At 51.8% G+C, this 24,844-nt stretch carries 23 protein-coding genes and 2 tRNA genes; 13 read left to right on the forward strand and 12 right to left on the reverse strand.

Annotation, left to right across the window (positions count from 1 at the left end):
- Positions 1-318: 318 nt before the first annotated feature.
- The 4 genes from ACZ52Z_RS12960 to ACZ52Z_RS12975 all read left to right on the forward strand — a co-directional run bounded on the left by ACZ52Z_RS12960 (position 319) and on the right by ACZ52Z_RS12975 (position 5,867).
- Positions 319-1,695 (forward strand): sigma-54-dependent transcriptional regulator, encoded by a 1,377-nt coding sequence (locus ACZ52Z_RS12960; protein WP_464267203.1) that lies wholly within the window; start codon positions 319-321, stop codon positions 1,693-1,695.
- Positions 1,696-1,858: 163 nt separating this feature from the next.
- On the forward strand, positions 1,859-2,131 hold the full coding sequence (locus ACZ52Z_RS12965) for an Arm DNA-binding domain-containing protein (protein ID WP_464267204.1): 273 nt from the start codon (positions 1,859-1,861) through the stop codon (positions 2,129-2,131).
- Between the two features lie 396 nt (positions 2,132-2,527).
- Positions 2,528-4,033, forward strand: coding sequence for a mechanosensitive ion channel family protein (locus ACZ52Z_RS12970; RefSeq protein ID WP_464267205.1), 1,506 nt, complete (start codon positions 2,528-2,530; stop codon positions 4,031-4,033).
- A gap of 172 nt (positions 4,034-4,205) precedes the next feature.
- Positions 4,206-5,867 (forward strand): IS1634 family transposase, encoded by a 1,662-nt coding sequence (locus ACZ52Z_RS12975; RefSeq protein WP_464267206.1) that lies wholly within the window; start codon positions 4,206-4,208, stop codon positions 5,865-5,867.
- A gap of 450 nt (positions 5,868-6,317) precedes the next feature.
- Here the strand turns inward: ACZ52Z_RS12975 and ACZ52Z_RS12980 are convergent.
- Positions 6,318-6,395, reverse strand: a tRNA-Pro gene (locus ACZ52Z_RS12980).
- 214 nt (positions 6,396-6,609) lie between these two features.
- Between ACZ52Z_RS12980 and ACZ52Z_RS12985 the strand changes: the two genes are divergently transcribed.
- From ACZ52Z_RS12985 to ACZ52Z_RS13000, 4 genes are all read left to right on the forward strand, one after another.
- Positions 6,610-7,002, forward strand: coding sequence for a hypothetical protein (locus tag ACZ52Z_RS12985; RefSeq protein ID WP_464267207.1), 393 nt, complete (start codon positions 6,610-6,612; stop codon positions 7,000-7,002).
- A 148-nt stretch (positions 7,003-7,150) separates the two neighbouring features.
- Positions 7,151-7,226 (forward strand) — tRNA-Asn (locus ACZ52Z_RS12990).
- A gap of 226 nt (positions 7,227-7,452) precedes the next feature.
- Positions 7,453-9,081 (forward strand): hydantoinase/oxoprolinase N-terminal domain-containing protein, encoded by a 1,629-nt coding sequence (locus ACZ52Z_RS12995; protein ID WP_464267208.1) that lies wholly within the window; start codon positions 7,453-7,455, stop codon positions 9,079-9,081.
- Positions 9,082-9,562: 481 nt separating this feature from the next.
- The gene (locus ACZ52Z_RS13000; protein ID WP_464267209.1) at positions 9,563-10,270 is read left to right on the forward strand and encodes a hypothetical protein; all 708 of its coding nucleotides are present in this window, start codon (positions 9,563-9,565) and stop codon (positions 10,268-10,270) included.
- Here the strand turns inward: ACZ52Z_RS13000 and ACZ52Z_RS13005 are convergent.
- The gene (locus ACZ52Z_RS13005; protein WP_464267210.1) at positions 10,267-10,668 is read right to left on the reverse strand and encodes a hypothetical protein; all 402 of its coding nucleotides are present in this window, start codon (positions 10,666-10,668) and stop codon (positions 10,267-10,269) included. The genes ACZ52Z_RS13000 and ACZ52Z_RS13005 overlap by 4 nt on opposite strands.
- On the opposite strand from ACZ52Z_RS13005, the gene ACZ52Z_RS13010 reads away from it, so the two are divergent.
- Together ACZ52Z_RS13010 and ACZ52Z_RS13015 are read left to right on the forward strand one after the other, a co-directional pair.
- Positions 10,659-11,357 carry a cytochrome c biogenesis protein CcdA gene (locus ACZ52Z_RS13010; RefSeq protein ID WP_464267211.1) on the forward strand — a complete coding sequence of 233 codons (699 nt, stop codon included), beginning with the start codon at positions 10,659-10,661 and terminating at the stop codon, positions 11,355-11,357. The two genes, ACZ52Z_RS13005 and ACZ52Z_RS13010, sit on opposite strands and share 10 nt — an antisense overlap.
- A gap of 48 nt (positions 11,358-11,405) precedes the next feature.
- A complete protein-coding gene (locus ACZ52Z_RS13015) occupies positions 11,406-11,903 on the forward strand; it encodes a TlpA family protein disulfide reductase (protein ID WP_464267212.1) in 498 nt (165 codons plus the stop codon).
- A 31-nt stretch (positions 11,904-11,934) separates the two neighbouring features.
- Here ACZ52Z_RS13015 and ACZ52Z_RS13020 read toward each other — a convergent pair whose 3' ends face one another.
- From ACZ52Z_RS13020 to ACZ52Z_RS13040, 5 genes are all read right to left on the reverse strand, one after another.
- On the reverse strand, positions 11,935-12,360 hold the full coding sequence (locus tag ACZ52Z_RS13020) for an acyl-CoA thioesterase (protein WP_464267213.1): 426 nt from the start codon (positions 12,358-12,360) through the stop codon (positions 11,935-11,937).
- Positions 12,361-12,362: 2 nt separating this feature from the next.
- Entirely contained in the window at positions 12,363-13,754 is a 1,392-nt protein-coding gene (locus tag ACZ52Z_RS13025) for a TolC family protein (protein WP_464267214.1), read from the reverse strand.
- Positions 13,755-13,929: 175 nt separating this feature from the next.
- Positions 13,930-17,130: an efflux RND transporter permease subunit gene (locus ACZ52Z_RS13030; RefSeq protein ID WP_464267215.1), complete on the reverse strand. Its 3,201-nt coding sequence runs from the start codon at positions 17,128-17,130 to the stop codon at positions 13,930-13,932.
- Between the two features lie 4 nt (positions 17,131-17,134).
- Complete coding sequence (locus ACZ52Z_RS13035; protein WP_464267216.1) at positions 17,135-18,319, reverse strand: efflux RND transporter periplasmic adaptor subunit; 1,185 nt, start codon at positions 18,317-18,319, stop codon at positions 17,135-17,137.
- Positions 18,320-18,337: 18 nt separating this feature from the next.
- Positions 18,338-18,814, reverse strand: a complete 477-nt coding sequence (locus ACZ52Z_RS13040; protein ID WP_464267217.1) for a MarR family winged helix-turn-helix transcriptional regulator — start codon at positions 18,812-18,814, stop codon at positions 18,338-18,340.
- 189 nt (positions 18,815-19,003) lie between these two features.
- Here ACZ52Z_RS13040 and ACZ52Z_RS13045 point away from each other — a divergent pair, with 189 nt between their 5' ends.
- Positions 19,004-20,425, forward strand: coding sequence for an MATE family efflux transporter (locus tag ACZ52Z_RS13045; RefSeq protein ID WP_464267218.1), 1,422 nt, complete (start codon positions 19,004-19,006; stop codon positions 20,423-20,425).
- A gap of 102 nt (positions 20,426-20,527) precedes the next feature.
- Here the strand turns inward: ACZ52Z_RS13045 and ACZ52Z_RS13050 are convergent, their stop codons facing one another.
- Positions 20,528-21,400, reverse strand: coding sequence for a methylenetetrahydrofolate reductase (locus ACZ52Z_RS13050; protein WP_464267219.1), 873 nt, complete (start codon positions 21,398-21,400; stop codon positions 20,528-20,530).
- Between the two features lie 305 nt (positions 21,401-21,705).
- Here ACZ52Z_RS13050 and ACZ52Z_RS13055 point away from each other — a divergent pair, with 305 nt between their 5' ends.
- Complete coding sequence (locus ACZ52Z_RS13055; RefSeq protein WP_464267220.1) at positions 21,706-21,894, forward strand: hypothetical protein; 189 nt, start codon at positions 21,706-21,708, stop codon at positions 21,892-21,894.
- On the opposite strand, the gene ACZ52Z_RS13060 is transcribed toward ACZ52Z_RS13055, so the two are convergent.
- The 4 genes from ACZ52Z_RS13060 to ACZ52Z_RS13075 form a co-directional block, all read right to left on the reverse strand.
- Entirely contained in the window at positions 21,891-22,169 is a 279-nt protein-coding gene (locus ACZ52Z_RS13060; protein WP_464267221.1) for an amphi-Trp domain-containing protein, read from the reverse strand. The two genes, ACZ52Z_RS13055 and ACZ52Z_RS13060, sit on opposite strands and share 4 nt — an antisense overlap.
- An 84-nt stretch (positions 22,170-22,253) precedes the next feature.
- On the reverse strand, positions 22,254-22,586 hold the full coding sequence (locus ACZ52Z_RS13065; protein WP_464267222.1) for a J domain-containing protein: 333 nt from the start codon (positions 22,584-22,586) through the stop codon (positions 22,254-22,256).
- A 3-nt stretch (positions 22,587-22,589) separates the two neighbouring features.
- On the reverse strand, positions 22,590-23,198 hold the full coding sequence (gene plsY, locus ACZ52Z_RS13070; protein ID WP_464267223.1) for a glycerol-3-phosphate 1-O-acyltransferase PlsY: 609 nt from the start codon (positions 23,196-23,198) through the stop codon (positions 22,590-22,592).
- Positions 23,199-23,246: 48 nt separating this feature from the next.
- Entirely contained in the window at positions 23,247-24,113 is an 867-nt protein-coding gene (locus ACZ52Z_RS13075; protein ID WP_464267224.1) for a YkgJ family cysteine cluster protein, read from the reverse strand.
- A 215-nt stretch (positions 24,114-24,328) separates the two neighbouring features.
- Between ACZ52Z_RS13075 and def the strand changes: the two genes are divergently transcribed.
- The gene (def, locus tag ACZ52Z_RS13080) at positions 24,329-24,838 is read left to right on the forward strand and encodes a peptide deformylase (protein ID WP_464267225.1); all 510 of its coding nucleotides are present in this window, start codon (positions 24,329-24,331) and stop codon (positions 24,836-24,838) included.
- The last annotated feature ends 6 nt before the right edge of the window (positions 24,839-24,844 follow it).

Raw genomic sequence — 24,844 nt, forward strand, 5'->3', positions numbered from 1 at the left:
AAAACGAAGCGTGAGAAAAATATGCCGCTTTTCTGCCACAATCAAAACAATTTGAGAACATTCTGCTCAATACGGACTTATTCGAAAAACAACCGGAGAGAACTCGCAGCACCCAACAAGAAACACAACAAAACAAAAAAATATGAAAAAGTAATATGTTAAACAGAAAGAGCAGCATAATCTCCACCACTCCCATATATTTCCTCTTGTAATATACCGGGAAAATGATATGTAAATTATGTGCTCAAAAAAAGGGAAAACAACTGAACCTGTTAACTTTTTCGTATCCCCTCCTCTTCATTCAGCAACAACTCTTGTATGGAAAACGACCAGCAAAAAATAAAAATCATCTGTGTTGACGAGGGGAGAGGCCTTGCACAGCAGGTCAGAAGAATTTATCCGGAATCCCGGCTGCATCTCGCCTACGAACGAAGTATTGAAGAGGTGGTTGACCGGTTCGAACATGAATCTTTTGACATTATGCTTTTCTCAAGCTCTGTAACCCATCAGCAACCGTCATCAGCGCTGGAGATACTTGAGATAATAACTGCCAAATGCCCCGAGACGCAGATCTTGTTCTTCGCTCATCCCGGCCGGCTTAAAATTGCCAATCAGGCGCTGCGTGCCGGCGCATTTCACTATTCCCTGCTGCCGGTGAGTGAAGAAGAGCTGAAGCTGCTCATTGAAACGGCGCTGGAAAAAAAACCCCAGCTCGGCCTGAACCTGCTGCTCCGGTCTGAGGTAGAAAAAACGACGTTTGAACAAATGGTCGGCCGCTCAACCTCCATGCGCCTAGTCTACCGCCAGATCAGACAGGCGGCGGCGACGGACATCCCTGTTCTCATTTCCGGCGAGACAGGAACAGGAAAAGAGCTGGCCGCACAGGCAATCCACGAATTGAGCGATCGCGCACATGAACCGTGCATCCCTGTACACATCGGCAGCCTGCCTCCTGACCTTGTTGCCAGCGAACTTTTCGGTCATGATGAAGGAGCATATACCGGTGCAAACAAAGTGCGCAAAGGCTGTTTTGAGCTGGCAGCTGGTGGCACCATTTTTCTGGACGAAATTGCAACAATAGACCAGAAGATGCAAGTGAGTCTATTGCGGCTGCTCGAAACAAAATCGTTTCACCGTATCGGTAGCCAGCACGATATTGATGTCGATGTGCGGGTCATCGCTGCGTCTAATGCAGATCTCATGGGTGAAATTCGCAGGGGCAGGTTTCGCGAAGACCTCTACTATCGGCTTGATGTACTCCACATTATCATGCCGCCCCTACGGGAGCGCCACGGTGACCTCCACCTGCTTGTGGACCATTTTATCAAACAGTCATGCGAAAACTTTCAAAAGGTAATTCGCGGTGTCAGCTCCAACTTTTTCAGCTGCTTAGAGTCCTACAATTGGCCCGGAAATGTCCGCGAGCTAAAAAACGTCATCCAACGGGCTGTGATCAACTGCCAGGAGGACATTCTCAATGTTATCCACCTCCCTGAACGTTTACTGAACAGCCAGCATGATGATATCACCATACCCATTCGCGTCGGGATGCGTCTTGCCGAAGTGGAGAATGAAGTCATTATCAGGACCCTGGAATACACCAGGCACAACCGCACCAGGGCGGCAGAAATACTCGGCATTTCCCGCCGCGCCCTGTACAATAAGCTTCAAAAGCTCCACTCCGGCGACCTCTGATTATTACAATTTCACCATTTTCGAACACGTTCACAGGAGAGGAAAAACAAAAGAAGTAAGCAATTCCTTTGTTCCGCGAGACAGGCTTCATTTTTCTGGCAATTAAGGGAGGGAATGTTCACCTATTCTGGTAATTTTGTGAAAATGACTCTGCCACCTGCGCTTGAAGGAAACATCCAATCAGTCATCAGGACTTACAGATACCAAAGCCACTACAAAGATCGCCAGGAAACACCTCGATCTTATCATTGCCGGGATTGACAACGGTGTTTTCCAATTTGCTCACCGTTTCGCCCATAGCAACAAGAAAGATCACTTCACCAAATTTGAGGGAAACCGGGTCACCAAAGAACACAAAGATATTTGTTTTGGTGAGCATGCAGCAAAATGGTTTGCAGAGATGGTTGAGGTGGTCAAATCACTCCCGACGAAGTAGATGTATTCCAGCAACAGCGAACAGGGGACAGGTTCATTTGATGACTCCGGCAAGACAAGAAGGTCATCAGCCTTGTCAGGTTAGGTCGAGTTTGCCTGGAGTTAGTGAAACTTCCTATACGGTAAAATCTAATTCACTTTGTCTAAAATTATCTATCAACCTACAATAGAATTATAGTAAATTACAGATGTTCGCTTAACGAGGCTTTCTGGAAAAATACTCTCCCAAAGAATTGACCTCTTCAATCGGAATGAAACTATGAGTACTTCAGTATGCCTTTGTATAAAAAGGTCGTTATTTTTCTCCTTACTGGTCACTCTCTTTATTTCTACCTTTTCTCCATACCTATTATTCGCATCCGTACAAACAAGCCAAAAAGATATCCAGGTAGCACCAGTGATCATTGACGGAAGAGCCCTATTCAAGGTCGTGGGAGTCTCAACCTATTCAGCCAAAAAACGCGCTAAATTTATCTCCAAGCGAATCATACAACTTGCTGAAGACAAATCGGTTTCTACCAGTTCTTTAGCCGTTAGGCGTGATAACGAAATAGTGCAGATCGTTGCAGGTGATACGTTTATAATGAAAATTTTTCAAGGAGACGCACAACTTGAAGGAGATTTTACGCCATGGATTTTAGCCAATTCTTTAATTGTAGATCAGATAACAGAAGCCATAAAAAATTATCGTCATGAACGCAATAAAAAGACTATTATTAAAAATATATACACTGCTATATGGAGAACAGCAGCCCTTATTATTGTTTTATTTGTGTTGTTTTTTACCTTCAAAAAACTTGATCACTTACTAGAGCAACATTTTAAAAGAAAAGTCGAATCTCTTGAGTCTAAGTCAAAGAAAATACTCAAAGCAAGACAAATTTGGGCACTTTTTAAGTTCATTATTCGCCTGGCAAAAATCATTTTTATATTAATCACAGTCTATATTTTTATTCATTTTGTATTAAATCTTTTTCCATGGACTCGATATTTGGCGATGACGTTGCTGGTGTATATCACAGATCCATTACATGTCATTGTTCAAGGTGTGATAGATTATCTTCCCAATCTTTTTTTCTTAATATTTTTTTATTTGTTCATTCGTTATCTTCTCAGAGCAACCCATGCATTTTTCAACCGAGTTGAAAGTGGAAAGATTCAAATTCCAAATTTTGAAGCTGAGTGGTCTTGGCCCACCTATAGAATAGTTCGCGTAATTTTTTTCATCCTCGGCGTTGTGATTGCTTACCCTTACATCCCAGGATCTGGGACGGAAGCGTTTAAAGGGGTAACTTTACTGCTAGGCGTTTTGCTTTCTCTCGGTTCCACCTCGTTGATAGCTAACCTTATTGCCGGTTATACAATGACCTATCGTAAAGTATTCAAGGTTGGAGACAGAGTGAAAATTGGTGAGCATGTCGGTGATGTCACAAAAATAAGAGTACTAGAAACCCACCTTCTCTCCTTGAAAAATGAAGAGATCGTTATTCCAAATTCACTCATTCTCAACGGCGAAGTTGTCAATTATAGCTCTTTGGCAACAACTAGGGGCGTGGTATTACACACATCAGTTGGGATAGGATACGAGGTTCCATGGCGCCAGGTAGAGGCAATGCTTCTGCATGCCGCGAAGAAAACTCAAGAAATTATGCACGATCCTAAACCGTTCGTCCTGTTGAAAACCTTGGGTGATTTCAGTGTGACATATGAACTCAATGTCTTTACCCAAAAGGCAGAAAAAATGGCTCAGATCTATTCAGATATACATAAAAACATACAGGATGTTTTTAATGAATACGAAATTGCGATAATGACGCCTCATTATGTTGCAGACACGGATCAACCGAAAATATCATTAAAAAAAGACTGGTTTGCAGCACCAGCCTATCCCCCAGCTGACTGAAACTTTAGTTTGAGAACTGTAGGCACGTTTTACTGCAGTCGAAAAATAAAATCACCTAATATCAGCACGTTGCACTTTCAAGTCTCCTGATTTTGGTCAAAACCTGTAGGCACACGTTTGAGTAGTTTTTTATTGACAGGTTGGGGATACGCATTTAGCATGATAGGCAATCATGTATTTGCGAACTACTCAACGAAAGAACAAAGACGGCTCGGTAACAAAATACTACCAGCTGGCCCATAACGAACGGCATCCGGTCACCGGTAAGGTGACTGCTAAAATTATCCACAGCTTCGGGCGGGCAGACCAGTTGGACCGTGAAGCCTTGGTGCGGTTATGCCGATCCGTTGCCAGAGTCTGCGGCGTCGAGGTTATTGATCCTCTGGACGGTGAAGTGCGCAAAGGCGGCTTACCGGAAGATGTCAAGATCCTCCGGACCGTCGATTTCGGTACAGTTAAAATCATCGAGGAACTGTGGGAGCAATACGGTATCGGCAAAATATTCAGGGAGGTTGCCAAAAAGAAGCAGGTTCCCTATGAAAAAGCCCTGCTTGCCATGGTTGCCAATCGACTGTGTACTCCGGAATCAAAACTTGGTGTTTGGGACAGGTGGCTTGAAACTGTATATCTGCCAGGGTGTGACAGCTTGCAACTGCATCACATGTATGAGGCCATGGACTTGCTCCATAGCCATTCGGATAAGGTAGAGCGGGAGATCTTTTACAATGTGGCCAACCTGCTGAACCTGACGGTGGATCTCATCTTCTATGATACCACTACAGCATCTTTTGCCATTGATTATGAGGATGAGGAAGGCCCGCGGCAGTATGGTCATACGAAAGAAGGGACATGGGCGCCTCAGGTCGTTGTCGCCCTGGCTGTTACTCGAGAGGGTATCCCTGTGAGAAGTTGGGTATTCCCCGGCAATACTGCTGACGTCAGTACTGTCGAGACCATAAAAAGCGATCTTCGAGGGTGGAATCTTGGCAGGGCGCTGTTCGTTGCTGATTCCGGGATGAACTCCGAAGGGAATCGAAAGGAACTGGCTAAGGCCTGCGGCACATATCTGCTTGCCACCAGGATGGCCAGTGTCAAGGAGGTTAAGGAAACAGTTCTTTCGCAGCCAGGTCGTTACAGGGAATTCTCTGAAAATCTTCATGCCAAAGAGGTGAACCTCGCCAACGGCAAGCGATATATCGTCTGTTATAATCCGTCGGAGGCCAGACGGCAGGCCACCCACCGAGAAAAAATTGTTGCCATGCTTGAATGGGAACTCAAGCAGCACAAAGACAAGAGTGCAACCAGGAAATGGGCTATAGCCCTGTTGGGTTCTCGAAGGTACAAAAAATACCTGACCATAACTGAGAAGGGCACCGTCCGGATCGACCGTAAAGCCATAAAGGCTGCGGCAAAGTATGATGGCAAGTGGGTACTGGAAACCAACGACATCCACCTGAGCCTTGAGGATGCGGCCTATGGTTACCGTGGCCTGATGGTCATTGAGCGGTGCTTCCGCTCACTTAAGCGTACGCAGATCAAAATGATGCCAATGTACCATTGGGCTGAAAGGCGAATAGAAGCCCATGTAAAAATATGTGTGTTGGCACTATTCGTAGAGCGGATAGCGGAGCTGAAATGCAAAAAACCCTGGTCACAGATTAGACGGGTTGCGTCTAAAATACAGGCAACGGAGTTCGCCACACCAGATCACAGTTTTTACCAATTAAATGAGCTACCCAAGGTGGCGAAGTCCATGCTGAACTGCCTTTCAATTGACCGACTTCACGAGGTTTTTGGTATAAAAACTGTTAAAAACGGTACTGCAATAACGTAGGCACACGCGAAAAACAGCGTCCTTTGCCAAGGCCCGCGGGAGCAGGCTTAGCGCCGAGGTGTTGATTTTGAATTTTAAACCCCAGTGAAAACTTGAAACTGTAGTGCAAATCTAACCTAACCTGCAAATCTCCTTTCTGAGCTTGGAAAATACAGTCGATTTGATTCTTCTACCTTTTCAGTTGTAATCAGCGGCTGAAAAGTTTTTTCAAGTTTCAGCGTATATCAAAAAATCTCAAAAGATCCCGAAGCGAGAACTTAAAATAGCCATTTCTAGAATGCAGGAGGTCGCACTTTATAGAACTTATGTTCAAAGAACATTGATTTTGACCTGATATTACAAGGAATCAAGTGGCATTAGAATCAACACCTTCAAGCGACACCCTGCCTAAATTTCCACAAAAAAGAAAAAGCCGAACAGCATGTAACTGTTCGGCTTTTCTCGTATAAATGGTCGGGGCGGTAGGATTCGAACCTACGACCTCCTGCTCCCAAGGCAGGCGCGCTAACCAGGCTGCGCTACGCCCCGACGCAATGTATGTATTTGATGGCTGAGAGCCACGCTTATCTACACTATCAAAAGGAGAAATGCAAGCATTTTTCATGCGTCTCCTTGCTGGGGGTGTGGAACGGTCTCCTCTCGTATCTGACAATTTCCCTGTACAAGCGATATGCAATAGAGTAGGTGAAATCTACTGTGCTTCACTGTCCTCCACGGGGCTTCCTCTACTGGTGAACGAAACATGAGTCAACTGAGAAAAATAAAAAAGCGTATACAGAAAAAAGACGAAGACCGGTTCTCCCAGATCATCACCGAATTTTCTGCTGACTTTCTCGCCACAGCTGGCAGTGCTGCTGCCCGGCAATCGTACCTGAACTGCGCCTGCACCGCCTGGAATCTTGCTCTTTTTCCTGAGGAAGTGATTACAGGCAAACTCGACAAGATTGTCGAGGAGTATCGTTACAATAATCCAAACACCAAAGATGACGACAGCTACCGGCATAACCTAGAACTATTGATCCAACGCAAAAAAAAGCATTATGGCCACATTCAACTCTCTGTGGTCGACGCAACCATTCTCGAACAGGATAAGGATGTCTGGATTCGCGTTGTTTCAGCACCTTTCACAACCTAAATCAAGTCATCAATTCGAAAGCAGGATCTTTTGGGAAGGGTTGTGGCTGATTTTTTCCTTTCAGGAGATGAAACTTTTTCTTGACGATCGCTACGCACTATGCTATTTACCCGACTCACTATTGAACAGTACACGCCATGAGCACAGTTCCTCGGTAGCTCAGTTGGTAGAGCAGGTGGCTGTTAACCACCCTGTCGGGGGTTCGAGTCCCTCCCGAGGAGCCAGTTTAAGCCCGGTCAAATTGACCGGGCTTTTTTTTTACCTTCTCCCCTCCGTCCGGACTTCATGACCGGCATGCAGGACCAACCACACACTGCAACCCATTTTGCTGACGAAAAGCCGACCATGCATATCCCTTGACTTGCTTCTCGCTGGCAACAGTGGTAACACTCCGTTTTTCAGTTGAACCCCGTACCCTCTCGTTCTCCACTCCATTGATACAGCATGACCATGAACACCTACACCATAGGCATTGACACCGGCGGCACCTTTACTGATGCCGTTCTGCTGGATACCGAAACACAACAGGTTGTTTGCCAGGCCAAGGAACGAACCACCCATCATGACCTGAGCATCGGGGTAGCCAAGGCACTCTCCACCCTCTTGAAAGGGGACGTACCGCCTGCAGCCATCAATCGGATGACAGTTTCCACCACTCTGGCAACCAATGCTGTGGTTGAAGGTCATGGTGCGCGGGTCGCCCTTTTTGTTCTCGGCCATGTCCGCCATTTTAAGCTGCCTATCGTGGCCAATATCTTTCTCCCCGGGGGACACACCATCACCGGGGCAGAGGACCAGCCACTGGACATGGAAGAACTGATCGACACCCTCCAGGGGTTGCGCAAAGAAGCAGACAGCTATGCGGTATGCGGCGCGATGTCGATCAAAAACCCCACCCATGAGCTGGTTGTGGAAAAAGCCATTGCCCTCGTCGACCCCGAAAAACCGGTTTTCTGCTCCCATATGGTCTCCACCCATCCGGGAATGCTGGAACGGTCGGCAACGGCCTGCCTGCACGCCAAGCTGCAGCCGCTGATGGTAAAATTTCTTGCCTCCATCCAACGCTCCATGCTCACCCTTGGCCTTACCTGCCCGGTGACGATTGTCTGTGGCGATGCCACCGGTTCCTCCCTGGAGGATACCGTTGAGCGTGCCGCCCTGACCATGGCCTCCGGCCCTGCGGCAACTGCCAGGTTCGGAGCAACCGCTGAGCACGATACTGCACTGATCGTTGATATCGGCGGTACCACCACTGATATATGCCTGGTCAGGGAGGGCAAGCCCATGATGAGCAAGGAAGGATGCCGCATCGGCCGATGGCAGACCCATGTGGATGCAGTGGATATGTACACGGCCGCAGGCGGGGGAGACAGTCATATCAAGTGCGACAGCCATGGAAAGATCAGCATGCAGCCCTATCGTGTGCAGCCTTTGGCAGTGAGTCCCGATCTTCCTGACCCGCGAACATGGTTGAATTCCGAAAAGGACGCCTACCTGGTGCTGCCTTTGGAGAGTGTTGCCCCGGAGAAGCTCCAGGATCCGGTCATCAGCCACTTACAGGAGCACGGCCCCACCAGTCCCAGCCGACTGGAGGCAGCCACCGGTATTCAGGGGATTGCCCTGGAAAAAAAGCTCGAACGACTTGCTTACGAACAACATGTCATTCTGACCGGGTTTACCCCGACAGACGCTCTCCATGTCCTTGGCACCCTGGACATCGGCGACAGCACGGCCAGTAGGGCAGGGGCCGAGGCCCTGGCTGCTTTCACTGACATGCCCCCGGACGAATTCTGTCGACAGGCACTGGATACGGTAAGCCAGGCTATTGAGCAGATTATTCTCACCTACCTCATCCGCACAACCTGGTCCAACGAACAGGCGGCAACTGCCCTCAACAACCGGGACAACGAATTCTTCTCGGTCCGGTTCACCCTCAACCTGCCGATTATCGGCATTGGGGCGGCTGCCCGTTTTTTTCTCCCTGATATCGCACGGCGTCTGCAAACCACAGTATCCTTTCCGCAGCACTATGCGGTGGGCAATGCCATCGGCGCTGCCCTCATCGGAATGGAGCGGTAACCATGGTCGGGGTGGTGCACCTTTCGCCGCACTTGCATATATGCATATTCTGGCATCGGTAACCACTTGATAAATGACAGGCGACTCAACGGCGTTGCCGCCTTGTCCCTGCCGCGTTGCCCCTGAACGCTCATCAATAGGGCCTCATCAGCGACCCGGACCGGACAAAAAATTGACATTCCTCCTTCCGATCACCTTCCTCCTTGGCTGAAAATTTTCAACCAGTAGAAATCACAGCATAAAATATTTAACCTTTTTCTGGCCTGTATTCTGCATATTACTCTATTCCCATTATCCTGAACCTGTGACGTCTTACAGCCTGAGTTGAGGGCGACTGTCTGTTTTTAAGACAGTGAATGGCACGACTCTTCAAAACTCAGGCATACCCGCCAACCGGTGGGCATCTGAATACGGCACTGTTCACCGTTTTTCAATGCTCACGGATTCAGGACCATTGCATTCACCATGAAGAGGAATACACATGAAAATAAAAGAGATTGTCACCACCGGCTGCCTGGCCCTACTGCTCAGTTCACCGGCTATTGCCGATCAGGGAAGTTTCAGTGCGGGAGTCAAGGGAGGGACCCTCGGAGTCGGGGCAGAGGTCGACCTGGGGCTCAACGAGATGCTCCACCTGCGGGGCGGAGTGAATTATCTGACATTTTCCTTTGACTCCACCATTTCCAACATTGACTACGAGATGGAACCGGAATTTAAAAACGGTTCGCTGCTGCTGGACTGGTATCCGTTTGCAGGCGCCTTCCGGCTCACCGGCGGTGTCTTCATCAATAATAATGAAATCGACCTCACCGGCACTCCCCGAAAAGATACCCTACTCCAGGGGTATACCATCCCGGCTGAATACAGCATATACGAGTCGGCAATCGATTCAGTCAGGGTAAAGGGAACCGTGGAGTTCAATACCTTTGCCCCCTATGTTGGAATGGGGTGGAACAGTAACGTGGAAAAGACGCGAGGATGGGGGGTCTCGTTTGAGCTGGGTGTTCTTTTTCAGGGAAGTCCTACAGTCTCCACCCTGACGGCAACGGCTGCCCCGCCGCTGAACGCGTTGGCCAACACCCCGTTGGTCCTCGATGCTCTGGAGGAGGAGAAAAAAGCCATCGAGGATGACCTGGAGAATTTTCAGTACTATCCTGTAGCCAGCCTGATGCTCCATTACACCTTTTAGACTGCCTCACCCAGGATGACGGACAGTTCGGAGTACACCCCTCCGTAGAGAGTTCTCCGACCTGTCCGCTCCGGCCAGATGAGGACTTCCAGGTGGCGGTCGTACCGATACTGCTGCGCCAGAGCAACCGGAGTGAACCGTAACGCCTGAGGAATGAGCACTATCAGACGCAGATACCGCACTCGGAGCAGGCGTCCGGCAGATTCTGCAAAGTGGGCTTCACCGATCTTGCTGCCTGAGCTCTCCTTTCCACTCTTTACATTCACCGGCAATAGATTATTGTGCAGGAGAGATAAACACTTCGGTGTGACCGCCTCCACTTTTCCATGCATCCTGGTTACAGCGAGGCCATACCTTCCTCCCAACCAGTTGCCGGTAATGTGCACCCATGGAAGCATTTATCAATCAACTTGAAACATCGCTCGAGACATCGCTGCTGCTCTCAATGGCCATCGCCTATGCGGGCGGGTTGCTGGCCAGTCTCACCCCCTGCATCTACCCCATGATCCCGATTACCGCGGGGGTGGTGGGACACTCCAATGTCGGTGGTTCAAGACTCAAGGGGCTGCTGCTCTCCCTGACCTATGTTTTCGGGATGGCCCTTGCCTATGCGGGGCTTGGCATATTTGCTGCAGCTACCGGCCGTTTTTTCGGCACTGTCAACAGCCATCCGTTGACGTTTCTGATCGTCGGCAATATCATCCTGCTCTTTGGCCTGGGGATGCTTGAGGTATTTTCCATGCCCTACTTCTCCCATTCGATTACCGCCAAAAGCAGGGGCGTACCGGGTGTTTTTCTTGCCGGGGTCCTGTCGGCATTTGTCGCCGGGCCGTGTACTGCCCCGGTACTGGGAGTACTGCTTGCCTACGTGGCCACTACACAACACATCATGACCGGGGGGTTGCTGCTCTTTATTTTTTCCTTTGGAATGGGTACGATTCTTATTGTGGTCGGTACCTTTTCCAGCATTCTGACGGCAATACCGAAATCCGGCAACTGGATGAACATCATCAAAAAGGCCATGGGCGTCATTATGATCCTCCTGGCAGAATACTTTTTCGTCAAAGCCGGCATGCTGTTTCTTTAACCCTGCACGCAGTACAGACACACCAATTCACACCAAGAGGACTGCTCCATGCTCACACGTCGCACCGTCATTTTTCTCCTTGTTTTCCTTCTCGTCTGTCCGGGTTTTGCCGCAGGAGTGCAGCGCGGGCAAAAACTGTACCCCTTCGTCCACAAGGATTTGAACGGCAACCTGATCGACATGAAGGAGATCGTTGGCAAGAAACCGGTGATGCTGGTTTTCTGGGCTTCCTGGTGCCCCAACTGTAAAACCGAGGCGCCAAAGGTGAATGAGCTGGTGAAAAAATACCGCGATCAAGGCATGGAGTTTATTGGCATCAATATCGGTTTTAATGACTCCATGAGAAGGGCGCGTTCGTTTGTGAAAAAAACACAGATGGCCTACCCTACAATCTTTGACGACACCCATGCAATCACCCAGCGATATATGATCCAGGGTGTACCGACCATCCTGGTGGCTGACAGCAAGGGCATTGTCCAGTTCCGTAATTTCGGCACCCCTGAGATAACCGAAGAAAATTTTCAGCTATTGATGGGCAATAATTAACCCTCCAATGCCCGAGCCAGGGGAGAACCTCTCACGGCTCGTCCGCTTCGTCGACCACGGTGTAGGCCTGCTGCACTTCAGGAGGAATTGAGCGGGGTCTGCCGCTTTGAAGGTCGCAGAAAATGAATAGGGTCTCCGCCCGGGCGATGAGGGTATCGTCACTTGGCCGGTAAAATTTAAACCGACGCAGAGAGCGGAATTTTTGTATGTGAGCGACCCAGGTGTACACCTTCAACCGATCGCCCAGGTAACTGGAATGGAGGTATTCGATGGTATGTGTACGAATTATCCAGGTCGCGCCCAGCTCCACATACCGGTCGTAAGACCAGCCCAGGGATGCAGAATGGGCCATGGCCGCATCCTGCATCCACTGGACATAGCGCACGTTGTTCACATGTCCGTTGACATCGATGGCCGATGCATCGACCGTTATTTCGGTTTCGCCAATTGCTGACATCCCTATTGCTCACGTTCCAGGGTAAACCCCTGGAGATTGCGGCCTATGGCAGCATCCAGCCGTTGCTTGGCACGGTGATAGCCCACAAGAGCCTGTGCCAACCGGCCATAGGTTGCTGTCAGGTCCCGCTGAGCCTCGTTGAGGCGGACCAGGGAAGCCTCCCCGGCTTCGTACTCATTTTTAGCCAGGTCGCGGTTTTCCTCCACCAGCCCTACACTTTCACGCTGCAGCCGTACCTGTTCTTCAGCAGCCTCCAGCAGGGCGATATCCTGCCGTACCTCTGAGGCCACCTGGTTGCGAATATTCAGCAGGGAATACTGTGCTTCCCGTTTGGCCTGTTTGGCTTCGGCCAGACGAGCCTTATCCTCGCCCCCGGAAAAGAGGTTCCAGGCAAGATTGACCGCCACCGAGTTGCCAAGGTCGTCACCGGTCAAGGAAATGTCGCCCTGAGTGGCGCTATTCACCCCACCGACCAGCTGTACCGTCGGATAAAAGGGGGCTTGGGCAATGCCTTTTGCCGCCTCCGCCTGCTTGACATTCATCTCCTGGCGCAAAACATCCGGCCGCGCCTCCAGTGCCTCGGTGATGAGCTGCTCTGCATCATCCTGAAAATAGGCGACCGTGGAATCTCTGTCCAGCGACTCCAGCTCCACATGAGCGGGAAACGTTGCATCGGGCAGCCCCATCAGCGCGGCAAGCCCGTAACCGGCAGCTTCGAATTCACGCTGGTTAAGCATCAGGCTGGTTTCTGCCGAATTGAGCTGTACCTTGATATTGAGCACATCACCCCAGGGCCCGGCCCCTACGTCATACCGGTTCTGGGCATCCTCAAGCTGTCGAATGTAAAAATCCTTGTCTGCCCTGGCAATATCGACATTGGTCTGGGCCAGCTGAGCGTTCAAAAACGCCTCAGCTACCGCGTTGACCAGCAGTCTTCTGGCATCGACCAATCCTGCACGGTTACCCTCCTCATCATAGCGGGACCGCTCAATGTTGAATTTGCGGAAAAAGCCATCAAACAGCAACCAGGTAGCCTGCAGACCGACAGTGAAACTGTCCTCTGTCCTGTCCGCTTCCCCCCCGTATAGAGAGGATATAGCCTGATTGTACTCATAGGCACTGTCAGACAACCGCTCCTTCCGGCCTACACCGGTCAGATCGACACTGGGCCACCAGGCGGCCACCGCCTGACTGACCCGGGAGCGGGCCTGCTCCACCCTCGCCTGGGCCGCGACGATGTCGGGATTATCAAGGAGCGCGATTTGCTGCGCAGTTCGAAGATCCAGCACCTCTATCTCGTCGAGATCCTGGACAATTGAAACCTCTTCCGCTGCCCGCACCTGCATGCCTACCATGGACAGGCAGCAGACAACGGCCAGTATATAGCCTTTCATGTTTTCCTCCTGTAAATCACGTCACTCGACAGCCACCCACGGGACGTATATGCTGCCCGTTCGACACTGCTGCCGTAATTCAACTTTCGTTTGTCCATACCATGCGCTCCAGCTCAAGTCCAAGCCTTTTTCTGCAGCGCGCCTGACTGAAAAACACCAAAAAAGAAAATACATTTCAATGCATTGTCATCCTGTCGACCCTGCGCACTGCGCCTGGTTCCACCCCCTCCCTCGTTGGCCAGGCGCCGGTTCGTAATTTAGTCACCCCCCGCCGCATATCGTTGACAATAACCAGCAGACTGGGAATCAATACCAGGGTGAGCACGGTGGCAAAGATAACTCCTGCGGCCAGAGACAAGGCCATGGGAATCAGGAATTTAGCCTGCATATCGGTTTCCATGATCAGTGGGGCCAATCCGCCGACCGTAGAGAGCGTAGTGAGAAATATGGCCCGGAATCGTCTTTGTCCCGCCTGTTTCACCGCATCAATGAACGGCAGCCCCTCGGCGACGTTTTCATTGACCCGCTCGATGAGAACAATGGCATCGTTGACCACTACACCGGTCAGGGCAACCATGCCGAAGATCGACATCATGGACAGGTCATACCCCAGGACAAGGTGGCCGAAAACAGCGCCGATAATGCCAAAGGGGATAGTAAACAGAATGACCAGCGGCTGCAGGTAAGAACGGAAGATGGTGGCAATGATAACAAAGATACCGATGATGGCCAGAGGAAACGATACCTTGAGTGTGGAGAAGGATTCCCGCTCATTCTTTTTGGCCCCCTGCAGGGAGATCTTGACGCCAGGATAGGCTGCCATCAGCCCTGGAAAATAATCGCGGCTCAGCTCTGCAAAAATCTCGTTGGCATTAGCCCGATTGGCGTCCACCTCCGCAGTGACAGCTACCCGGCGCAGGCCATCAGTTCGGGTGATGGTGGAGTACCCTGGTGCGGTCTCCAGCTCAGCAACCGAAAGCAGAGGGATTTCGCTGCCATCAGGGGTACGGATCCGCAGGGCTTCAAAGCCGGCCATGGTGGTGCGTTCATCCCGGGTGTAGCGCACCTTGACCCGAATATCATCTTCACCCCGCTGCAGTCGAAAGGCCTCTTCACCAAAAAACGAGGCATTGATCTGCTCTGCCAGATCGCGGACTGTGAGCCCCAAGGGGCGGGCCTCGGGTTTCAGCTTCAGGCGCAGCTCATTTTTTCCCGGACTGAAATCCGAACGAATCTGAAAAACACCATCAAAGGTCTGTAATTTCTGCTGCAGGTTATCGGCAGCGGCATTGATAATCTCCAGGTCATCGCCCTGAAGCCATACCTCTATCTCCGCCCCGCCGGGGCCGGCTGAAAGTCCTTCAAAGGTGAGCGATTTGACCCCGGGAATGGTGCCGATCTCTTCTTCCCACCTGACCAGCAGATCGTTGGAGTGGATGCCCCGGTCCTCTGAGTTGAGTAGAAGAATCTGGACCGAGCCGAGATTGGGACCCACTCTGCCCATGGTATTGCTCAGGGTCTGCCCAACCAGGGAAAGCCGTTTTTTGATCATGGGCTCCCCGGTCAGGGTAGGCTGTGCCTCTGCCACCCTTAAAAAGGCCGCCTCTATACGTTCAAGCGCTTCCAGGGTCACCCCTGGCGGGGTACCGTCGGGAAACTCTACCGTCGAGGTGATGACAAAGCCATCGATCTTGGGAAAAACCTGGAACTTGACGAAACCTGCCTGCACCACTCCCAAGGTCAGGAGAAGAATGGCCAGAGCCGTTGCCAGCGAAACGTACCGCCAACGAAGGACATGATCCAGCATGCGCATATAGCGGCCACTTACAAAATGTTCCAAACCACGCTGCATATACTGCTGAAAGCCAAGCACCAATCGGCCGAGCAGGTGCTTCCCGGTGGCTGCCTGCCGTATATCGGGCAGGTGGCTGAGGTGAGCGGGCAGGAGGAAAAGACACTCAAGCAGGGAAATTAACAGACACGATATAACCACCGCCGGAAGGATGGCAATGAACTTGCCCATGACCCCGCCGACTTGGGAGAGCGGGAAAAAAGCGACTACCGAGGTGATAATCGCGGCAATAACCGGCATCGCCACTTCATGGACCCCGTCAACCGCTGCCCGAAGCGGTGGTTTGCCTTGCCGTCGATGAACATAGATCGACTCGCCCACCACAATCGCATCATCGACAACAATCCCCAGCACCATGATAAACCCGAACAGGGAAATCATGTTAATTGATTCGCCCATGAGCCAGAGCACAAAGAGACCGCCGGCAAGGGAAATGGGAATACCCAGCCCGGCCCAGAACGAAAGGCGCAGGTCAAGGTAAAGCCACAACAGAAAAAAGACCAGGCCCATCCCCAGGATGCCGTTGCGGGCAAGCAGGTTGATCCTGGCACGAAGGATTTCGGTGTTGTCGTAGAATTCGACCATGCTGGCTCCCGGTGGAAGCACCTGCTGCTTTTGGGCAACATAGTCACTCACGCCATTGGAGATTTCCAGCGAATCCTCCTCACTGGTCTTGAACACCATTACAAAGACTGAGGGCACCCCGTCAATCAGGGCACGGATCGGATCTTCCGTGAATCCATCGCGTACATTGGCCAGCCGACCGAGACGAACAATCTCCCCACCGCTGCCGGTGAGCACCACGATTCTGGACAACTCCTCACCGGTATACTTGCGGCCGACCGTACGCACTCTGATTTCTTCACCGCTGGTACGGATGATCCCGCCATGGAGATTCAGACTGGAGCGGCGAACGGCATTCGCCACCTGGGCAAAGGTCAGTCCGTACTCCTGCAGCCGCTCCTCTGCAACTTCAATGGATATCTCGTAATCCCTGGTGCCGAACACCTCCACCTGGGAGGTGCCGGGCAGGAGCTTGACTTCATCCTTGACCTGATTTGCCCAGCGCTTCAGCTGCTTTTCGCTCAGATCGCCGGAAAGTGCCAACATGGTGACCGACTCTCGCAGCAGGACCTCGTTAATCACCGGCTGTTCAGCGTCCACAGGAAAAGTGGAGATTGCATCAACCTTGGATTTGACATCATTGAGGACTTTGATCACGTCGTACCCGTCCTGCACCTCGATGGAGGCGGTGCCAACGTTTTCCGACGATGTGGTGGTAAACTGCTTGATCCCCTCCACTGACTCAAGCGCTTCCTCGATCTTGATACTGATCCCCTCTTCAACCTCTTCCGGGTCGGCGCCCGGGTAGGGTACCTCGATGGAAATCAGGTCCATGGAAAACTGAGGGAACGATTCACGCAGCATAGTGGCAATGGCAAGTGCTCCTGCAATAAACACCATCAACAACACTATATTGGCAAAAACCGTGTTCCCGGCAAAGGCGGCAAGAACCCTTTTCATCAGTTTACTCCCTGGCCGATACCTGGATTAAGGTATGTTCCAGCGGATCCACCAACCGGGTGGTAACCACTGTATCACCAGGCCGAAGGCCTGCTGCAATATAGGCATTGGGCCCCGCCATTCTGACCACGGTCACCGGAGTGCTGCGCAGACGGGACTCCACCACCCTGTATACGGACTGTTCCTGGGTCACCGCCTGCCTGGGAAGCTGACAGACATTTTTCAGCATCTTTGCCGGCACCTCTACCCGACAGAACATTCCCGCAACCAGGGGAAACGATTGATTGGTCTCCGGGTCCAGCTTGACGGCCACCACCAGGCTTCTTGTCGTGGGTTCAAAGCGCACGACCCGGTCAAGGGTTCCGCTGCCGGCAAGCGATTCACTGCTTTCAGTCCAGTGAATTCGACAGGCAACTGGCTGCAGTTGACCGAACCAGTTAACCGGACCGGGCTGACCGGCAGGTGCAAACTCCAGCCACTTTGCCGCTTCCCTGCTGTCCAGCGCGATTTCTATTTCCAGGCTGCGGTCGTCAACAATAGTTACCAGCTGTTTTCCTCCGGCGACATACTCCCCCTGCTCCACCATGACCTCCACCACTCTACAGGGAAAAGGCGCACGGATAATGCAACGCTCCCGCTGGAGTGCGGCAAGATCACGGTCCCTCTCCACCTGGCGAATCTGATTGGCAATCGTATTGACCGCCCGCTCCGCCTGTTCCACGATTGGCAGGGTGCCGACATTTTTTTCACGATACAGACCGCCCAGCCGGTCAAACTCCTTTGTGGCGAGAACAAAGTCGCGGCGTAATACCTCCAGCCTTGCCAGGGCAGTATCATAGGCAATGGCATACTCCCGCTGGTCAAGGGTGAAAAGGACAGCTCCCTCTTCAATGAGTCTGCCCGTTTCCAGCGGCTCGTAGGTAGTAATAATTCTTCCCGCCACTTCGGTTGAGAGCACCACCGAGGTGACTGGCTGAAGCTCGCCATATCCCTCCAGGGTTACGCGGTAGTCAGCGGGCTGCACCTCCACCACTTCCACGGCCAGTGCCTTTTCCTGCTTGCTTACCTGTCGGGGCGGCTGCTTCAGCCGTTTCAATCCTGCAAAACCGCCTATCCCAACCCCGAGAATGAGGAGCACGAAAAAAACCCGAAGAAAAATTGATGGTGAGCGTTCTTGGTTATTCGCCATGATAGGTACCTTCAACGGTTACTTGTCGATTTGCTGTTGACGCTGTGCCAATACTTTTTCCACGCTCATCAATACTTCTTCCCATTTGCGCGCTATGTCCGGGCCGACATCGTCCAGCAGTCGGGTAAAGACCTGCAGTACCCGTTCCTCCATCGCATCAAGACAGGCCTCTTCATTAGGACTCACCTGGATGACCACCTTTCGCCGATCCTGCGGCGAACGATCCCGAATCAAGAGTTTCCGCTCCACCAGCTTATCCACCATCACGGAGACCGAAGGTGGCGAAACCCCCAGCTTTGCAGCAAGTTCCTTGACCGTCATCTCCCGATGATGACGAACAGTCATCAACAACTTGAATTGAGATACGGACAACTCCAGCGGTCCGCCACACGCCTGCGCGGTCTCCAATTGGGCAATGGTGGAAAAAATATGATGCTGCACCAACTTGCCCACCCTGAAGATATACCTGGCCTGTTCACCGGTCCCTCGCTGCACTGTCCCCCTCCTGATCCTTAAATGCTATAATAATTAGAATGCCTAATTATTAACCTAGGCACTTTCTGTCAACCTTTTTCCCATTGCGCTGCAAAAGTCCTCTGCCGCTCGCATTGGCCTTGACATTTGCGCCGCCATTTGGTCAGAACAACCGGTTCATCCTTCATCTTCGGTTTTTTCCCCGGCCCCATGAAAAAAAGCAACCTTCACCTGCTTGAAGCACTCCTCCAGCTCCGCATGACAGGGCCGATTATCCTCGCCCAGATTGCCCAGACCGCCATGGGCTTTGTCGATACGGTCATGGCCGGCAGGGTGAGTCCTGTCGACCTGGCTGCTGTGGCGGTTGGATCATCAATATTTTTTCCGCTGTTTCTGTTCATGGTCGGCCTGCTTTCCGCTGTCATGCCCCTTGTCGCTCAGGCCCACGGCAGGGATGATCAGCAGGGGATCTGCACTTCCATTCAGCAGGGCATGATCATTGGCATGGCCACAGGGATCCTAATGATGGGACTGTTGCTGTCCATTTCCCCTGTCCTTGTCTGGATGGATGTTGACCCTGCAGTCGTCCCCCTTACCGAAAGGTACCTTTTTGCCGTCTCCCTGGGATTCCCGGCAATTGGCGTTTTCCTGGCGCTACGCAACGGCGGGGACGGCTTTTCACAGCCGAGACTCTCTATGTTTGCCGGTTTTTTGGGGCTTGCAGCAAACATCATTGCCAACTATCTATTTATTTATGGGAAGTTGGGATTGCCGGCCATGGGAGGGGTCGGGTGCGGATGGGCAACGTCCCTCTCCATGACGGTCATGCTGGGCGCAATGGCATTGATGCTCAATCGTCATCCTGCAACCGCAGCCATCGGCCTGTTTCGTTTTCGCAGGCACCTCTCGGTCGGTATGCCTACCCTGCTGTTGCTCGGGCTACCCATCGGCTTGGCATTGTTTGTCGAATGTTCCATCTTTTCGGTGATCGCCCTGCTCATCTCGCGCCTGGGTGCTGAAACCGTAGCTGCACATCAGATAGCATTGAACTTTTCCGGCCTGCTGTTCATGATCCCCTACAGTCTGGGCACAGCACTGACCGTACGTGTAGGGTTTACCATCGGCAGAAATCAGTTCAGGCGCCTGCGGCGGGTAGTGTACAGCGGACTGACCGTTGCCGCCTGCTGTGCGGTGCTTACCTGCATCTTAATTATACTCTGCGCCGACCTGATCGCGGCAATGTATACCCCAGCTCCTCAGGTACAGGCCGTGGCGGCAACCCTGATGATCTATGCGGCTGTTTTTCAACTCCCTGATGCCGTTCAAATCAATTGTGCCGGAGCCTTACGCGGGTTCAAGGATACCAGGGTACCGATGGTGTTGATGATTGTCGCGTATTGGGGGATCGGTCTGCCCATCGGTTACCTGCTTGGATTGGGCGGGGTGGGTGGCAGGGAACAGGGCCCTGAGGGATTCTGGATCGGCCTGATATGCGGCTTAACCGCATCAGCGCTCCTGCTCGGCAGAAGGCTTATTCTTCTTTTGCGGCGAACATCACTGCCCCGGGGCGAATACTCGCCCCGACGCAGGAAAGAAAAACTAAGCGAAACAGCCCGGATGCCTCCTCAATAAAGTTGTTCTCAGGCCAGGGCACAAGCCGCGCAGCTGGAATAAACTACCGCAAATAGCTCGTGCCGCAGAGCCAACGGAAAAATCCGGCCTGGACAGGACAGGTCAGTACAACCCGTCCACCACCTCCAAGCACATGTCTGCCTTGTTGAGGGTATAGAGGTGAACCCCCGGCGCTCCGCCTTCCAAGAGTTCCTTGACCTGTTGTTTGGCATAGGCCACCCCAATCTTATATACGGCAGCATTCCCTCCCTCCTCGTTGGCCTTGATAAGGGCATTGATCAGCTGGCCGGGAACGCGGGCATTGCACATCTGCAGGATAAACCGCAGTGATCCCATGTTGCGTATAGGAAGTACCCCGGGAATAATGGGCACGGTGACCTCTCGCTTTCGAAGACGTTCAACATAGTCAAAATAGACTCGATTATCAAAATAGAGCTGGGTAATCACAAAATCCGCACCGCTGGCGACCTTGGTTTCCATAACCTCCAGATCGTGATGAATGGAGGTGGATTCCGGATGCGCCTCTGGAAAACCGGCCACCCCAATGGAAAGCTGCGGATATTTGCGGCGCACATAGGCTATCAGGTCTGTGGCATGGGGAAAGGTTGCAAACAGCTCACTGTCCTTGCCGGTGAAGTCGCCGGGACGATCACCGCGCAGGGCCAGTACGTTCTCAATACCGAGCCGGGGCAACGCATCGAGGAAACTGTCAATCCTGTCTTCATTGGCAGCAACACCGGTCAGGTGGGGCATAACCTCAAACCCGCATTGCTCGATCAGTTGTTCGCATATCTCCAGGGTGTTGTTTTGGGTGGATCCACCGGCACCGTAGGTGACAGAAACGAACGAAGGGCGCAATGCCTTCAGCCTGGTTGCGATATCGAGAAATTGCGGCCACTCCTGCTGGGATTTCGGGGGGAAAAATTCCAGCGAAACTCGTGGCTCGGAATTTTCTACAATGTCAGGTATACGCATAACTCCTCCATATAGTTACATAAATCGACAGAGAATGCCGATTGATACCATTTCTTCTCTATTGGTGACCGAGCGCTCGTCCGATGCGACGGGCACTGCTCTAGGCAGAGTACATGGGGCAGACAAGGGGAAAAAAGGAACACTGCGGGATATATACGGCAAGCCCTGAAAACAGGCTTTATGAAAAAGCGACAAGAAAAGAGAAAAAATATATAAAACCGAAAAAAGATTTTACAAATTCATCAAAATTTTCTAAGAACTCAGCTGATAAGAGTCTCCGCATCCGGAATAATGGAAAAAGGAACGTGACAAAACAACAGGCAATCAAAATACTGATGCTCAGCCCCTGTTACTGGCTGCTTGATCCGCCTGCTCGCAAAGAGCTGGTCACAGAGTACTGTGCTCAGTATGCCACTGCCGCCACAGACCTGGCTGACTCAACAGTCAAACAAACGGCTTCACCGGCTGATAGCAGCAACGGCACCATCAGCTAGCCAAGCGAAAAGCTCCCTCGCTCACCTTTTTTATCACCAACCACCCACTCAATCTCCAGTTCCAGTTTTTTCTTGGTCCGCTTCTTTCCCTCTTCTTTTTCCGCCTTTATTTCCAATTCAACCGTGGCCGGCAGATTGAGCACCACCTCTTTTTTTCCCTGCTGCAGTATTACTTGTTGCGCTTCCACCTTTTCCGCCAGCTGACGTAAAAAATCTGCAACATTGCCCACACTGCGTTTTTCTTCGATCTTAAAAAGAACAGTTTCCTTTCCCATTGCACTCTCCTTGCACACTGGTGCGTATGTTTTCAGGATTTTTATCTTTTATAAGACAGATACAAGCCGTTGACAACCTGCAGGTTACTTCCGTTTGCGCGGCCTCACCCCCCAAAGCGGGTCATCGCCGAATCGTTCCAGCCACCACTCCTCCGGATTGTACGCATCCGGTTCCCCCTGTTTGGGCCGAACAAGGGGAAATCGATATTCTGCACAGTACTCCATCAGCTGCTCATAGGCTGCAGTCAACTGATACATTTTTTCGCTGTCCGCCTCCCCTTTACCGGATGCACCATCTGGATGATACCGTTTACTGAGCCGGTGATAGGAGCGCTTGATCTCGGCCAGGGTGGCATCTTCCCCCAGCTGAAGCGTATCTCTGGCTTTTTCAATTATCGCCCATTTGTTTCCGTTCATCCCCTACACGCTCTTTTTCTTCCAGCTTTTTTCCGTACCGGTCAGCAGACGCCCAATATTCTGGTAGTGCTTGGCCCACACCAAAGCAACAATAACGCTGGCAAGCGCTACCTTCCATGATGGTGCATCAAGCAACAACAGCAGAATAACCGCACTGGCCGAACCGAGCAGGGACCCCAGAGAGACAAACCCGGATAAATAGACGGCGGCAACAAAAACCAGGAGACAGCCGATAATCACCATAGGCGACAGAAACAGGAAAAGCCCCAGGGACGTGGCAACCCCTTTTCCGCCCTTGAACTTCAAGTATACCGGAAACATATGACCGACAACGGTTGCCGCCCCACTCAAGGCCATTACCAGGTTGGCATTGGTTTTGCCCTCCATCAAGACAGCCACCACGTATATGGGCAGGAATCCTTTGAGTACATCCAAGACGAGAGTCAGGGCGCCGAGCTTTTTTCCCAGCAGCCGGGTCACATTGGTTGCACCTATATTTTTACTCCCCTGCTCACGAATATCGATGCCTGATCGGTGGGACAGCACCAGACCGAAAGGGATAGCCCCCACACAATAGGCAAGCAGGACATACAGCAATTCAATCACACTCATGCTCTTGTAACTTCCTGGTTAAATGGTCAGGCAGCGCTCTTGCACCTGCTACCCCTTGTTGTGTTTGAGCACCAGCTCCAACTCGCAAGCTGCTGCATAGGCAGCGATCTCCTCCTGCAGCGCCTGAACGTAAGGACAGTCGACCACCGCCAGCAAGGCTCCGCGCAATCGCTGAGCGCTTACCTTGCCCTCCCCGTCGAGGACCGGTTCCACTATATAAGGAAAAATCTGCGGCCTGCGACAGACCTCCGGACGCACGGGATAGACGCGGCAACGGCCGTTTTCCGGCTCAAGGTTCGGACAACGGCTGTCGGTTGGCAGGATCAGGCTCCACCCCGTCTGCCAATGGATAAGGGCAGCGGTCTCTCGTTGGTAGAAAGCGGTCCCCTCAACCTGCAGAGGAGGCGTATCCATGGAACGGCTCCGTCCTGAAGCCGGAGTAGCCACCTGCCGGACGGCAAAAAGGTCTTTTTCTTCCGCCTGCAGGGGAATCTCAAAAAATGCCTGCTGCATGCCTTGCTCCGGTCCGATGCAGCACAGGCTGCACCCGCACGGAGCACACAGCAGGCTGTTAATTGTTTCCAGCTCCCTGGTCAGAATCTGCTGGTTGGCCAGAGCAATGGCGGCCGTGCTCCTTTCGATACGCTCCCCTGCCTCGTTAATCACCGGCAGAGGCAGCTCCGCACCGTTATGCACCGCCAACAACCAGTCCAGCTGGTCTATATACGGTGCAAGCAATTCAGCCGGCCGCTCATAGTTGGCATACTCGGTCTCAATCGGTGCGGGAAGCTGATCAATAATCTCGGCAGCCGTTGAAAAATCACCGGTAGAGAGAAAAAATTCGACCATGGTCGCCAGCGGGAGAACCGGTTTGCGCAACAGCGCCAGCCCCTGATGTAATTGTTCCTTTTCCACGATTGACTCTTGTTGCTTGTTTGCTGGGGGTCCAACCCTACACAATTAGGGAACGAATAACAAGTAGCGGGGTTCACCCGGACGACGGTTTCTCTACGCTTTACAGTACAGACGAAAATGATTACATATACGGCACAACAGGATGGCAGGCAAGCCTGTTATTGTATCCTGCAGGAAAAGCACTGCCCGAGTAGTTACCTATTCCCCACAGACGTATGGCAATCAGAGAAATTATTACTTATCCACATCCGGTTTTACGCGAAGAGGCCAAAAAAGTAACGGCCTTTGATGAAGAGCTGCAGACCCTCATTCACGACATGAGCGAGACCATGTACGACGCTCCTGGCGTAGGGCTGGCAGCTAACCAGATCGCGGTAGCCAGGCAGGTTATCGTTGTAGACCGCAGTGAAAACCAGCAGGAAAGAAAATTCATCGCCCTTATCAACCCGGTTATCAGCGACGGTGAGGGCAGTGTACTTGATGACGAGGGGTGTTTGAGCGTTCTGGAGTACACTGCAAAGGTCAAGCGATTCCAGAAAATTCACGTAACCGCGCAGGACCCTGACGGCAAGCCTCTAGAGTTTGACGCAGAAGACCGTTTTGCCCGCATCATTCAGCATGAGGTGGACCACCTCCGGGGGACCCTTTTTATCGACAGAATCTCCTCCCTCAAGCGGACGCTGTATAAAAAGAAGCTGAAAAAAATGCTGCATAGCCAGGAGTAATCCGCA

It is taken from the genome of Desulfogranum aggregans (assembly GCF_055398265.1).